The organism is Mesorhizobium sp. M0491, from assembly GCF_040321265.1.
Classification (GTDB): Bacteria; Pseudomonadota; Alphaproteobacteria; order Rhizobiales; family Rhizobiaceae; genus Mesorhizobium.
This window is the reverse complement of record NZ_JAMYRE010000019.1, coordinates 57979-71478: the sequence shown is the minus strand read 5'-3', so window position 1 is coordinate 71478 and position 13500 is coordinate 57979. Positions and strand designations below refer to the sequence as shown.

15 protein-coding genes are annotated in these 13500 nt (G+C 62.7%); 6 read left to right on the top strand and 9 right to left on the bottom strand.

What is annotated here, in order from left to right; translation table 11 throughout:
• The 5 genes from flgB to NKI69_RS23525 form a co-directional block, all read right to left on the bottom strand.
• Complete coding sequence (flgB, locus tag NKI69_RS23545; RefSeq protein WP_023810001.1) at window positions 1–381, bottom strand: flagellar basal body rod protein FlgB; 381 nt, start codon at window positions 379–381, stop codon at window positions 1–3.
• Between the two features lie 80 nt (window positions 382–461).
• Window positions 462–1304 (bottom strand): hypothetical protein, encoded by an 843-nt coding sequence (locus NKI69_RS23540; protein WP_023810000.1) that lies wholly within the window; start codon window positions 1302–1304, stop codon window positions 462–464.
• Window positions 1291–2694, bottom strand: coding sequence for a flagellar protein export ATPase FliI (gene fliI, locus NKI69_RS23535; protein WP_023809999.1), 1404 nt, complete (start codon window positions 2692–2694; stop codon window positions 1291–1293). Before fliI ends, NKI69_RS23540 begins: the two co-directional genes overlap by 14 nt.
• 3 nt (window positions 2695–2697) lie before the next feature.
• On the bottom strand, window positions 2698–3420 hold the full coding sequence (flgF, locus tag NKI69_RS23530; RefSeq protein ID WP_023809998.1) for a flagellar basal-body rod protein FlgF: 723 nt from the start codon (window positions 3418–3420) through the stop codon (window positions 2698–2700).
• Between the two features lie 7 nt (window positions 3421–3427).
• A complete protein-coding gene (locus NKI69_RS23525; protein WP_352722606.1) occupies window positions 3428–4549 on the bottom strand; it encodes a DUF1217 domain-containing protein in 1122 nt (373 codons plus the stop codon).
• A gap of 146 nt (window positions 4550–4695) precedes the next feature.
• Here NKI69_RS23525 and motA point away from each other — a divergent pair, with 146 nt between their 5' ends.
• From motA to NKI69_RS23495, 6 genes are read left to right on the top strand one after another with little or no spacing between them, the layout of a single operon-like run.
• Window positions 4696–5571 carry a flagellar motor stator protein MotA gene (gene motA / locus NKI69_RS23520; protein WP_352613298.1) on the top strand — a complete coding sequence of 292 codons (876 nt, stop codon included), beginning with the start codon at window positions 4696–4698 and terminating at the stop codon, window positions 5569–5571.
• A gap of 32 nt (window positions 5572–5603) precedes the next feature.
• A complete protein-coding gene (locus NKI69_RS23515; RefSeq protein WP_128304925.1) occupies window positions 5604–6551 on the top strand; it encodes a FliM/FliN family flagellar motor switch protein in 948 nt (315 codons plus the stop codon).
• A 16-nt stretch (window positions 6552–6567) separates the two neighbouring features.
• Window positions 6568–6954, top strand: a complete 387-nt coding sequence (gene fliN / locus NKI69_RS23510) for a flagellar motor switch protein FliN (protein ID WP_023809994.1) — start codon at window positions 6568–6570, stop codon at window positions 6952–6954.
• A gap of 43 nt (window positions 6955–6997) precedes the next feature.
• Window positions 6998–8008 carry a flagellar motor switch protein FliG gene (locus NKI69_RS23505; RefSeq protein WP_027038262.1) on the top strand — a complete coding sequence of 337 codons (1011 nt, stop codon included), beginning with the start codon at window positions 6998–7000 and terminating at the stop codon, window positions 8006–8008.
• 9 nt (window positions 8009–8017) lie between these two features.
• Entirely contained in the window at window positions 8018–9100 is a 1083-nt protein-coding gene (gene flhB, locus NKI69_RS23500) for a flagellar biosynthesis protein FlhB (RefSeq protein ID WP_023809992.1), read from the top strand.
• Window positions 9097–9534 carry a BspJ family T4SS effector nucleomodulin gene (locus NKI69_RS23495; protein ID WP_023809991.1) on the top strand — a complete coding sequence of 146 codons (438 nt, stop codon included), beginning with the start codon at window positions 9097–9099 and terminating at the stop codon, window positions 9532–9534. Before flhB ends, NKI69_RS23495 begins: the two co-directional genes overlap by 4 nt.
• Before the next feature lie 35 nt (window positions 9535–9569).
• Here the strand turns inward: NKI69_RS23495 and NKI69_RS23490 are convergent, their stop codons facing one another.
• From NKI69_RS23490 to NKI69_RS23475, 4 genes are all read right to left on the bottom strand, one after another.
• Window positions 9570–10340 carry a response regulator transcription factor gene (locus NKI69_RS23490; RefSeq protein WP_023809990.1) on the bottom strand — a complete coding sequence of 257 codons (771 nt, stop codon included), beginning with the start codon at window positions 10338–10340 and terminating at the stop codon, window positions 9570–9572.
• A complete protein-coding gene (locus tag NKI69_RS23485; RefSeq protein ID WP_128304928.1) occupies window positions 10337–11047 on the bottom strand; it encodes a helix-turn-helix transcriptional regulator in 711 nt (236 codons plus the stop codon). Before NKI69_RS23485 ends, NKI69_RS23490 begins: the two co-directional genes overlap by 4 nt.
• Window positions 11048–11596: 549 nt before the next feature.
• Entirely contained in the window at window positions 11597–12628 is a 1032-nt protein-coding gene (locus tag NKI69_RS23480) for a histone deacetylase family protein (RefSeq protein WP_023809988.1), read from the bottom strand.
• A 26-nt stretch (window positions 12629–12654) separates the two neighbouring features.
• Complete coding sequence (locus NKI69_RS23475; protein ID WP_352722605.1) at window positions 12655–13416, bottom strand: TetR/AcrR family transcriptional regulator; 762 nt, start codon at window positions 13414–13416, stop codon at window positions 12655–12657.
• Between the last annotated feature and the right edge of the window lie 84 nt (window positions 13417–13500).

The window sequence follows — 13500 nt, the reverse complement described above, 5'->3', positions numbered from 1 at the left end:
TCAGCTCTTCACCGCCATCATCATCATCGTATGAAACGCCTTGACGATCGCCGTGTTGAGTTCGAAGGAGTGGCGCACCTCGCCGGCTTTCAGCAACTGGTCTTCCAGAACGACGGAGTTCTTGGACGGCATGACGACGCCGTCATCCTCCTGCGGCTTGATGGTGAAGCCGGCATTGCTCGCTGCATTGCCGAGATGGCCGGCCTGGGTGGCCTGCAGCGATACGGCGGCGCGGTCGAGCACCTTTTCGAATGGCTCGACGTCGTTTGCCGTATAACCCGGCGTGTTGGCATTGGCGATGTTGCCGGCGACTGCCGACTGGCGCACGGCCAGCCATTGCGCTTGCTTGGCGGCGAGATCGAAAAGGGAAACGGGCTCCATGGGAATCTCCGAGCAGGTACCCAGAGACTAGGCCGCCAGTCTTGCGCGGGCCTTGCGGATGGCCGGAAGCCGGAGATCGTTTATCTGGAGAGTTCGATTACCCGGTCGGCACTGGTGACCATGACCCATTTGCCGTTGCGCTGCTCGATGGAGGACACCTGACTGGAGTCAGGCAGTATCGAGCCGCGCTGGACGATCCAGAGGCCAGCGTCGTCCTGGATCATGGCACGGCCGTTGGCGACATGAACCATGCGGAATTTCGCCGCGTCGGCCGGAAACGGTTGCTCGTCGGGTGCGGCTGCGGGATTGGCATCATCCCGCACCGTTCCGGTGGCAAGAAGATCGAGATTGGCCGCGGGAATATCCTTTGCCGTCAGCGGCGCGCTGCGTTCGGCGACCACGCCGCCGCCCGCTCGCCCGGAATTGGAGCCGGTGCCGCCGAACTTCATCGCCTGGACGCCAAACTGGTCCTGGTTAAAGAAGATGTACCAGGGAAACAGGGCGCAGATCAGGCCGAGCGTGATGCCGAGCGCGGCTATGACGAAATCGCTGCGTCGGTCGGACTTCTTCCTCAGTCGGGGAAACGGTGCCTTTGGCGGCTGCGGCCATTCGGTGCGCGGGAACAGCCCGTTGATCAGCGAGTCGCGGCTCGCCTGCGTCATCTCGGCAGCCACCGCCTGGACAGCCCGGGGCAGAGCGGGTTCGACGGGCCTGGCCAGAAGATCAGGATCGGCTCTGCCAGCCCGTGGCAGGATTGGCTTGACGGCTCTGGCCAGAACGGCCTCGGCTTTGGCTGCGATGATACGGGCAGCCTTTGCCTTGGCGGTTCTCGCTTCGTCAGCCTCGGCTTGCTCCACGGCATTGGCCTCGGCGATCATGTCGCGCAGGATGCGCTCGGTATATTCGCGTTCAGTCTCCGGCATCGGCGTTCAGCTTGCTCTTGAGGTGGCGGGCGAGATCGGAGAAAGGGTCGGCCGACGGGCGATCCTTCGGCGCTTGCGTCAGCGCCTCATAGATCAGCGGCACCTGGCGCACGGCGATGTCGAGTTCGGCATCGACGCCCCCCTGATAGGCCCCAAGCAACCGGATATCGCGCGTGTCCTCGAAGCGCGAGATCATCGACTTCAGCCTTGTCACCAGCGCGCGCTGTTCGACGCTCCAGGCCTTTCCGGCCAACCGCGATATGGACGACAGCGGGTTCACGGGGGGATAGCGACCCTGTTCGGCGATCGTGCGATCGAGCACGACATGGCCGTCGAGGATGCCGCGCACGCAATCGGCGACCGGGTCGTTGTGATCGTCGCCGTCGACCAGCACGGAAATGATGGCGGTGATCGACCCTTTGCCTTCCGTACCCGGCCCGGCGCGTTCGAGCAGCTTGGGCAGTTCGGTGAACACCGAGGCCGGATAACCGCGCGCGACCGGCGGCTCGCCGGTTCCAGTCGCCACCTCACGCAGGGCGTGAGCGAAGCGGGTGATCGAATCCAGCACCAGCAAAACGCGATGCCCCTGGTCGCGAAAGTGCTCGGCGATGCGCATGGCGGTGTCTGGCGCACGCCGGCGCATCATGGCGCTTTCGTCGCTGGTGGCGACGACGGCGACGGTCTTGGCCATGCTGTCGCCGATCGTGTCCTCGAGGAATTCACGGACTTCGCGGCCGCGTTCGCCGACGAGCGCCACCACGACGGTATCGAATGCGTCGGCGCCGGCGAGCATGGCGAGCAGCGTCGACTTGCCGACGCCGGAGCCGGCAAAGATGCCGAGGCGCTGGCCGAAGCAGAGCGGCGTGAAGATGTCGATGACCTTGACGCCGGTCATGAAGGCAGTGCCGACGCGTTGCCGCGCCATGGCCCCCGGCGTCGTCTGGGCGCCGCGCGTTGTGTCGTCTCCCCGGGCGAGTGGCGGGCCGCCATCGATCGCCCTGGTGAGTGCGTCGATGGTGCGGCCGCGCCACGAGGCATGCGGCGCCACCACGAGCGGACCGCGGCGGAACACGGCATCACCGATGCCGGAATCGGCGCTGCGTTCGAAGGGCGCCACGACGGCCTCGTCGCGGCCGATCTTGACGATCTCGCCGCGGCGCGCACCGGCATTGCCGCGCTGCTCGACGATGTCGCCCAGCCTGGCGAAACCGGAAAGGCCGTGCACCTTGTAGTGCGTGGGCGTGACTTCGATGACGCGGCCGCCGCGCTTGAGCAGCGCCTCGGCGTCGGCGAAACGCCGCCAGACCCGTTCCAGCGCGGCAAGCCGGTCTTCCGGCGCCGGCTGGAGTTGTCTTTCGAGTGCGCGCAGGGATGGCTGGTCGAGCGACATGGATTATTTCGAGCCGAGCGTCTTGATCGCCTCGTCGGTGGACGAGTCGGTCTGCCGCATCAGGGCGGCGGTGTTCTCGAAGGCGCGCTGGACCATGATCAGCCTGGTGATCTCCAGCACCGGATTGACATTGGACTCTTCGAGAAAGCCCTGGGCAACGCCGATATCCGAGCGATCGGTGACAGGCTCCGGGGTGCGTGCCGGAACGATGCCGGAATTGCCGTAGCGGACGAAGTTCGCGCCTGGATCGAAATTGTAGAGACCGATCGAGCCGACAAGCTGATCGTTCTGGCGCAACGAACCATCGGCCCCGGCCTTGGGCGGGCCGTTGCGGGGGTCAAGCTGGATCGGCGAGCCCCCGGCATCGAGCACCGGGTGGCCCTCGAGCGACATCAACTCGCCGTTCTCGTTCATCGAAAAGCGTCCGTCGCGGGTCATGACGGTGCCGACCGGCGTCTCTATGGCGAACCAGGCATCGCCCTGGACGGCGAAATCGAAGGGATTGCCGGTCTCGCTCAAGGCACCGTGGGCGCCGGAAAGGTAGGTCTTGCCCGGAGAGGCGAAGGATACCGATTTCTGCCCGGTGCCGGAGACGACGTCCTCGAACTTCACCCCGGTGGCGCGAAAGCCGATCGTCGAGGCGTTGGCGACGTTGTCGGCGATGGTGTCGAGGCGCCGCTCGAGCGCGATCTGCGACGAAAGGGCGACGTACAGGCTGTCCCGCATGATGGTCTCAGAACCTCAGTTTCTGCATGGCCATCATCAGGTCGGTGGAGATGCCGACGGTGAGTGGCTGGGCAAACAGCACGCTGACCGAGGCGACGGCCCATGAAGTCGGGTGGTTGATCTCGTACATGCTGGTGAAGCGCGTCAGGAACTTGCCGAGTTTTTCGGGGTCGGAGAAATCCGAGATGTCGAGTTTTTGCTCGAACAGCTGCGCCTGCTTGTCGACGTCGGCGGTGGCGAAGGAATCGGGCAGGCCGAGCACGGTGCGCACGACACTGGCAAGCGCGGTGTCGGCCAGCACGTCATACCAGCTGGTGATGGTCGGGGCCTTGCGATCGAAATAAAGCGCCAGCCGCACGCCCTGGTTGGTCTGACCGGCATCCTCTTCGAGGGTCTGGCGCATGTATTTGTCGACGGTCGGCTGTTGCGCCGGATTGATGGTGGTGGTGTTTTCGCCATAGGCTTCGAAGTTGAAGGCGGAGGCAAGCGCGGCATAGGTCTTGTCCGTCATCTTGTTGGCGACACTGTCGGGGTCGCGGACGCCGCCCTGCAGAACCCGCTTGATGAGATCCTTGTCCTCCGTCGCCGAATCGAGACCGAATGACGCCAGCGCGTATGTGTAGAGCCGGTTGTTCGACATCAGATCGTCGATCGACTTCACCTTGGTGATGTTGGCAAGATAGTATGTCGTCTCGCCCTTCACATAGGCCGAATTGGGATCGAGGCCGGCGATCTGCGCCTGGGTGGCATAGTTCTTGGTCACCAACTGCTGTGTCTTGTTGTAGATGGTCGCATCGGCGCCGTTGGCGGCGAAGTTGAAGGCGCTGACGAATTCGGCGTAGCGCTTGTCGGTCAGCTTGTTGGCGAAGCTGTCGGGATCGGAGACGCCTTCCTTGAGTGCCTTGACCATGAAGGCCTTGGCGTAGTCCATGTCCTCCAGCCCGTAGGCCTTCATGGCATACTTGAACAAACGGTCGTTTTTGACGAAATCGTCGATCGATTTCACCTTGGTGATATTCGCGAGATAATATTTGGTGTCGCGATCAACCACGGGCTGCTGCTCGATCCTGTCGATCGATTTTGAAATGTCCTTGGTGATGAGCTGGTAGCTGGTAAAGGTATTGAGCAAAGACGTGCCTCCGGCCGAAGCTATGCCGGCACAATACCCCTACTTCCTTGCGCGAAACTGAATCGCTTCCAAGCCCTCGATTCAAGCCTCACACAAGGCACGGGGACTATCCCTAGCTCCTGATGTGAAATGCGGAAGGACCTGTCGTGGGCATTCTGATTGGACTGGTGGTAACGCTCGGCTGCGTCCTTGGCGGCTTCATGGCCATGGGCGGCCATCTTCATGTGCTGATTCAGCCATGGGAAGCCGTGATCATCTGTGGTGCGGCTTTTGGCACCTTCCTCGTCGCCAATCCGATGAAGACGGTCAAGGACACCGGCAAGGGCATCCTCGAAGCCTTCAAGCAGGCGGTGCCGAAGGAACAGGACTATCTCGAGACGCTCGGCGTGCTGCACTCGCTGATGCGCGAGCTGCGCTCGAAATCCCGCAGCGAAGTCGAGGCGCATATCGACAATCCGGAAGAGTCGGCGATTTTCCAGGCGTTCCCAACCGTGCTGCATAACCACGACCTGACGCATTTCATCTGCGACTACTGCCGTATCATCATCATCGGCAATGCCCGCTCGCACGAGATCGAGGCGCTGATGGACGAAGAAATCCAGACCATCAAGTCCGACAAGATGAAGGCCTATCACGCGCTGGTGGCGGTGGGCGACGGCTTGCCGGCGCTCGGCATCGTCGCCGCCGTGCTCGGCGTGGTCAAGGCGATGGGCGCGCTCGACCAGTCGCCTGAAATCCTCGGCGGTTTGATTGGTGCCGCACTTGTCGGAACGTTCCTCGGCATCTTCCTGTCCTATTCGGTGGTCGGGCCGGTCGCCACCAAGATCAAGACAGTGCGCGAGAAGAAGAACCGCCTCTATATCATCGTCAAGCAGACGCTGCTGGCCTACATGAACGGTGCGCTGCCGCAGGTGGCGATCGAGTTCGGCCGCAAGACCATCTCGTCCTATGAACGGCCGACGATCGACGCCGTCGAACAGAGCACGATGAACACCGGTGCCGTCGAAAAGAAGGCCGCCTGAACGATGCACGACAGATCGGTCCCGGCACTGTCATGACCAGCCTGGGCAGTCCAGCGGAAGCGCGTTCGCTGATCATCGAGCGTCTGGTCGGTGACAGCGGCGAGGCCGCGCAGGTCATCGACGCAGGCCGCGCCATGGCCGAACGCGCCGTACCGCTGTTGCAGAAAAGCCTGACCAGCGAGCTTGGCGTTCCGGTCGTCGTCGAACTCAAAGCGATCGAGGTCAGCCGCGTTCCCGAGGCGCGTTCGCGTGCCGGCGACACGTTTGCCATGACCGTGATCGGCTCGTCGGCGTCCTCCGATGCGATGACCCTGGTGATCGATGCTCCGGCGATCGCGATCATGGTCTGCACGCTGTTCGGCGGCGACCCGGATCTGCCGGCATCGCCGATCGAACGCGATCTGTCGCAGATCGAAATCGATGTTTCGACCATGGTGTTCCAGCAGGTCGCGCAGGCCCTCAACGGATCGGGAAAGCGCTCGCTCGACCTGCGCCTGCCCGCGCCGCGAGCAATGTCCGGCACCGAGGCGAAGCGGTATGTGCTGCGCGATGGCGCGGCAATCCGTATCGTGCTTGGCATCTCGACGCCGGCCGATAGTGGCACCGTCACGGTGACGATGCCGCAGCGCGTCGTGCTGGCCAGCCGCGACGGAGCCGTTTCTGTCAGCGACGACGATCACGGCCCCAGCTGGCGCGCCCGCTTTTCGGAAGAGGTGATGCGCTCCACCGTGGCGCTCGAGGCCACGATGCCGCTGGCGCGGCTGACGCTCGGCGAGCTCGCCGGTTTCCAAATCGGCGACGTCATCGAATTCGAGGAAACGGCCCAGTCCCAGGCGCGTCTCAGCGCACGGGGCAAGACGCTGTTCGTATGCGAGTTCGGCAAACTGGGACAGAACTACACCGTCCGGATCAGGCATCCTTACGACGCCGGACAGGACTTTATCGACGGGCTGATGCCGGCAGCCGCCGGACGCGCCTGAGAATTTGGAGACGATCATGGCCAAAACCAAGGCGGAAGCCGACCTCGACCAGCCGGACGAGCAACTCGACCGTGCCATCGAAGAGTTGCGCGGTGTCCTGCATGAAGAGGAGCAGCGCCCCGATGCGGCGTTCAGGGCGGCCTCATCAGCCAATTCGAGCGTGATCATGAACATCCCCGTCGATGTCCAGATCATCCTCGGCAGCACGGAGATGCCGGTCTCCGATCTGATGGCGCTGCAAAAAGGGTCGACCGTGGCGCTCAATCGCCGCATCGGGGAACCTGTCGACGTCGTGGTCAACGGCCGCAAGATCGCGCGCGGCGAGATCACCGTGCTGGAAAGCGATCCGTCGCGTTTCGGCATCAGGCTGACCGAAATCATCGCCGGCACGAAGGGCGCCTAGACATGGTTTGCGGGGCTTGCCGGTGGCAGCGGAGGCGAGTGGCATGACGACGCCGGTGACCTTGACCCGCGCGCAGAAGGCGGCCGCCATACTTGTGGCGATGGGCAAGCCGTCGGCCAGCCGCCTGCTGAAATTCTTCAAGCAGGAAGAACTGAAGGCCCTGATCGAGGGCGCCCGCCTGCTGCGGACGATTCCGCAAAGCGATCTCGAACGTATCGTCGCCGAGTTCGAGGCCGAGTTCACGGAAGGGGCGGGATTGCTTGATTCCGCCGACAGGATGGACACCATCCTCAACGAATCGCTCTCGCCCGAAGAGATGAGCGCGATCATGGGCGACAAGAAATTCGAGGTCGCACCGGAAGGCCCGCCGCCGATCTGGCCCGAGCTCGAAAAGCTCGAGCCGGCGCGGCTTGGTGCCTTCCTGGCCGGTGAGCATCCGCAGACGGCGGCCATGGTGTTGTCGAAGCTGGCACCGCAGGTGGCGGCCAACGTGCTGCTGACACTGACCAAGCCGATGCGTGGAGAAATCATCAAGCGCATGGTGACGATGGCCAATGTTCCCGACGCTGCCGCCAGGATCGTCGAAAACCGGCTGCGTACCAGCGTGCTGGCGGAAACCTCGACCAAGGACACCTCGGCCGGGCAGGCGCGTGTCGCCAGCGTTCTCAACGAACTCGACAAGCCGCTGCTCGAGGAGGTCATGCAGGATCTGGAAGCCGCCGGCACGCCTGATCTCGACGGTGTGAGGGCCCGCCTGTTTGCTTTCGACGATTTGCCGCTGCTCACTCAGAAAGCGCGGGTGCTGCTGTTCGACGGGCTGTCGACGGAGTTGGTCACGCTGGCCCTGCGCGGCACTTCGGCCGCACTCGCGGAATCGGTGCTGTCGGCCATCGGCGCCCGCTCGCGGCGCATGATCGAAGCCGAACTCGGACAGGGCTCGGACGGGGTCCCTCTCGCCGACATCACGGCGGCCCGCAAGACGATCGTTACGACGACGATCCGGCTGTCGCGCGAAGGCGCCTTCGAACTACCCTCGACCCAAGACGCCGCCTAAGACCGCGCCATGGCTGACGCGGTCGACAAGGATTCGAAAACCGAAGAGGCGACGGAAAAGAAGATCCGCGACACCGTCGAACAGGGCAAACTGCCCCATTCGCGGGAGACAGCGCTCTTTGCCTCGTTCGTTGCCATACTGGTGTTCACCGTCTTCTACGCCAAGGATGCGATCATTGATCTCGGCATGTTCCTGTCGATGTTCCTGGAGAAGCCGGAAGCCTGGCCGATGGACACGGAGACCGACGTCATCGCGCTCTACAAAATCGTCCTCCTCGAGGTTGGCCGCGCCGTCCTGAGCCTGATGGTGCTGCTGACCGTCGCCGGCGTCGGCGCCTCGGTGTTCCAGAACATGCCGCAATTCGTAGGCGAGCGGGTCCGGCCGCAACTCTCGCGCATTTCGATCGCCAAGGGGTGGAACAGGCTGTTCGGAATCCAGGGTTGGGTCGAGTTCCTGAAGTCACTCGGCAAGGTCGGGTTTGCCATCGTCGTGCTGAGCTTCACGCTGTCGGAAGACCACCGAAAGCTGCTCGCCGGGATGATCACCAATCCGGTCGCCTTCGGTCTCGTCATCCGCGGCATCGCCGTCGACATCCTGGTGGCGATCGTCTTCGTCATGGGGCTGATCGCGGCAATCGACATCGTCTGGTCGCGCTTCCACTGGAAGCAGGATCTGCGCATGAGCAAGCAGGAGGTCAAGGACGAGTTCAAACAGTCCGAGGGCGACCCGATCGTCAAGTCGCGGCTGCGCTCGCTGGCGCGCGACCGGGCGCGCAAGCGGATGATGACGGCGGTGCCGCGCGCGACGCTGATCATCGCCAACCCAACGCACTTCTCGATCGCGCTGAAATATGTGCGCGACGAGGACTCGGCACCCATGGTGCTGGCCAAGGGCCAGGATCTGGTGGCGCTGAAAATCCGAGAGATCGCGCGGGAACACAACATCCCGGTCTTCGAGGACGTGGCGCTCGCCCGCTCCATGTACAAGCAAGTTTCGGTCGATAGTGTAATCCCATCACAATTCTACCAGGCCGTCGCCGAACTGGTGCGGATCGTCTACTCGAAAAAGGCTGAGCGCAGACAGATTTCATGAACCGGCAACCGCACGCAAAATCCCGCGAGATCATCGTCGCCAGCGCCATCGAGCAGGTGGTGGGGGAACTCAGGCTGATCGATGTCGCCGACTACATCGCCTTTATCCGGCTGGAGCATTTCGCGTGCCTGTCGGACCTCGTCGATTCAGCGGTCGAGTTGTTCTTCATGCCGGGCACTCTGCGGCTCGGCCATGGCGGCGAGGCGCATGTCGACTGGAGCGGCAGCCCGCGCATCGTGCTCGATCTGGAACTGAGGCCGCCCGGCGTCACCGTCTATTTCCAGCTGACGCTGAGCGAGCTCGGCGCATCGGTGGCGGTCAACTACGTGTCGTTCGAGAAGCCGGGCGAAGACCCGGAGCACAATACGGCGCTGCTCGAGGCGGTGATCGAAGAGGCGCGTATCCGCAAGGTCGAGCCGCTCGCCTATCGCTGACCGTCGGTCGCCTTTCGAAGCGCTGTCGAATTCCCCTATTCGATCAAGCCCAGCCGCAGCGCCTTGGCAACGGCCTGGTTGCGATTGACGGCGTTGAGCTTCTGGGTCGATTGGGTCAGATACTGGTTGGCGGTGTGCACCGATAGCTTCAGGAGCCGCGCGATCTCTTCGCTGGTGTTGCCGTTGGCGGTCAGCTTCAGGCATTCGAGTTCGCGCTTGGAGATTGCGCGCATGCGGCCGGTATCGCCCGGACGGATGCGGGCGACGGCGGCGAACAGCGAAAAGCAGCGGGCGTGTATTTCGTAGAGCGCATCCTGCTGCAAGGTCATCTCCGAGCCCAGGAACACGACAAGACCGCATTGGCCGCGGTCGGCGTGAACAGGAAAAGCGATGCCGCTGGTTCCGGGCACCAGCGCCGCCATCTGCTCGGTCCAGGCGAGATCGCCAAACAGCTCCGCCATGGCAGGGACGCCGTCATCCGTCCACCAGCGCGGTTCGGTCGAGATGCGGGTGTGGCGCACGATCTCCTCGCCGTTGGCGCCTGAGATGAACTTGGTCGCCACGGCAATGCCGGGATAGTCGGAATCAAAGCATGGGACTAGCCGCGCCCGCTCGGGCGAGGGGCTTACGAAGAAGAGGCCGAAAGCCGAGGCATTCATGTCAACGGCGATCCAGCGGCAGCGGCGCACGGCATCGGGAATGGTGACCGCGTGATGGGTTTCGGAGCCAAGGGTGAAGGCTCCGAACGGGTTGCGCTGCTCGTTGAAAAGGGCTTCGGCCGTTTCCTTGATATCGGCGTGTTTCAAATGATGCCGCTCCTGATCGCCGTGGCGATGGCCATCGCGCGGTTGCTGGCCGCGAATTTCTGGATGGCGTGGGTGATGTAGCTGTTGACGGTGTTGGAGGAGACGCCAAGGATGACGGCGACCTCGTCGGTGGTCTTGCCTTCGGAAACCCAAAACAGGCATTCGCGCTCGCGATCCGACAACGGATCCTGCATGGCGGCAGCGGCAATCAGTTGCGGGATGTGCGAGAGCGCGTAGCAGCATTTCAGCTGCGCCCGCATCAGCGCCGGCTGGTCGATGCTGCCGGCGGTCGCCGCAGAGAACAGGGCGAACAGGCGCTGGCGACCGACATTGAGGCGCAGCGAATAGATTTCGGCATGGCCGAGCACGTCGAGAAGGCGGGCTTCCTCGCCGGTGATCAATCCGTCTGTTTCTGGTGCCCGGGATGCCACCAGCGGCTGTGGACGGATACCTGGCGCGACGGTGAGCGCGCCTTGCGCGAGCCCGGCGATCAGCCGCTTGCCGATCAGCTCGATGGCATCGAAAATCCAGTTGGAGGAGACGATGCGCGCATCGTTGCGGTCCTGGTCGTGGACGATGGCGACCAACATGTAGCTGTCGGCGCCGATCTCGGCGGTCAGTTGCATGAAAAAACTGGTGAGATCGCCGCGCGACGTCAGGCGCGAGCCCAATGTGTCGGATTGAAGAAGTGCGGCGGGACTGCTCATTCTTGTTGCTTTTGGCCGGAATCGTTTCTGCTGTCCGGATGCTGGAAGCCAGCCGCCGAACCCGAATACGCATTACTTTGACGAAGACACACGCGTGGCGCAGGGCTGCACCAACCAGATCCGAATCCATTCAGGGAACGCGAAGCCGTCCGCGTCTGGTGCCGGAAAAGCTCCGGAACAAGAGACTTTGGGTGGTCGCCGCGCCCCCCAAGGACCGGCTGATTCGGGTCTAATCTACCCGCAGTTGAATCTGACATCAAACGCGATTTGACAAAATCGAATCCGGTGGACTCAGGTGCGACTCAGAGCTCGGTTTTCGCGCCTCGGACAGAAGACCGGGACGCGAAAATCTTCGCCGGCCATCTCGGCGGCAGGTCGATTTCGCCGGGCTCGGGAGCATTGACAGACGGGCGCGCCGGTTGCTGTGCCGAAGGCTGGTGCCTTGGCCCGATAGTGGGAGCCGGGCGATGTTGCCGCCCGGTCCCGGTGGTCCTTTGCTTATGCCTGTCGTTGTCCCAAAATCGCTAGATGCTCCTGGACGATAGGCATTTACCGATCCTCGAACCCGGTCAGCACGCCGACCGCGTTGATGCCGATCTCCTCGACGGCATAGCCGCCTTCCATGACGAACAGCGTCGGCAGGCCGAGCCTGGCGATGCGGCGGCCGATCTTGGGATAATCCGATGTCTTCAGCTTGAATTGGCTGATCGGGTCCTTCTCGAACGTATCGACACCCAGAGAGACGATGACGACATCCGGTGCATAAGCGGTGAGCCTGGCGCAGGCATCCTCGAGCGAGGCGTTCCATGCATCCCAGTCGGTGCCGAAGGGCATTGGATAGTTGATGTTGAAGCCTTCGCCTTCGCCTTCTCCGCGTTCGTCGGCATGGCCGAGGAAGAACGGGTACTCGACCATCGGATCGCCATGCAGATTGAGCACCTGGACGTCGGCACGGTCGTAGAAGATCTCCTGCGTGCCGTTGCCGTGGTGATAATCGACATCGAGGATCGAGATGCGTTTGGCGCCCTGGTCGCGGAACCATTGCGCGGCGACGGCGGCGTTGTTGATGTAGCAATAGCCGCCCATGAAGCCGGCCCCGGCATGGTGGCCGGGCGGACGGCAGAGCGCGAAGGCGGAAGCCTCGCCGCCTTTGACCAGGCCGGCGGCGGACAGCGCCACATCGTAGGAAGACTTGATCGCCGCCCAGGTACCTTCGACGAAGGTGGCGCCGGCATCGAAGGAATAATAGCCCAGCAGCGCGTCGACGCGCTTTGGCGGCACGTCGCCGCGCAGGCCGCGCGTCGGCCAGGTGAAGGGCATCGCCGTGCCCGTGAGGCCTGCTTCCAGCCATTGCGGCCAGACCGTCGGGAGGAAGTCGATATAGTCTGATTTGTGGATACGCTTGGCGGCGGCGAGGTCATGTTCGTGCGGCGCGATGATGGGACCCAGTTTCTCGCTTTCGACCTGTGCCTTGATGAATTCGGCCCTGGATGGCTTTTCGAAGCCCGGCACGATGGCCGATGTGACCAGTTCCATTTGGCCGGCATGGCCGGCGTGCAGGGGGGAGAAAACAGTCTTCATAAATTCCTCTCGAAGTGTGAAATCAGTCAAGATTCAAGATTGAGATAAGGGCTCACCAGAGCGAGCCACATGGTTTCCACATCGTCCTCGATGAGGTCGAACGTCCTGCGATCCTTTTTCAGCCCCACAAGCCGGCAAACGTGTCCGACCTCCATCATCAGCACACCGAGCCGGCTGGCGATCTTGTCTTCAAGTGCCGGGTTCACATGCTGCAGCCATGCGGCGTAGAGGGCGATGATCTGGTCGTCATATTCGTTCTGGATCGGCCTGAGGTCCGCGTTGCCTGAAATGGCCTCGATCACCGGCATCAGGGTGGCGTTTTCCAGGTAGAGCCTGGACGTGTCGGTGAAGAGCCTGCGCACTTCCTGCCGAAACTCTTCACGATTGGTGGGCGGGGCGACCTTGATACGCTTGGCGATCACCTCGGGAAAGGATGACAGCCAGCGCCGGGCGAGGTCCAGAAGAATGGCTTCCTTGTTGGGAAAGTATTGGTAGATCGAACCAACTGACAAGCCTGCGCGCTGCGCAATGGCGAGCGTCGTCGGCGTCTTGGTTCCTTGCTCGCGCGTCAAAACCAGCGCTGCGTCGAGAATCCGGTCGACCACCTTGCTGGAACGTTGTTGCCGCGGCTGTTTGCGCGGTTCGAGCGCTATCCTGGTTTTGCGGTCGAGACTGCGCTTCACTGTCCGATGTCCTCGTTCCCCGCCTGGTCTCAACATGGTGGGAGCTTGCTGTCCACAATACATTCCAGATTCGGTATGTTGACAAACGCGAATAATCAGTCGCATTCTTTATCCACGCTGCCTCTTGGGATGACAAGGGGAATTTCCAAGACAGCGCGCTGGCATTCTTTTTCGTCCCATGGCGCCGCT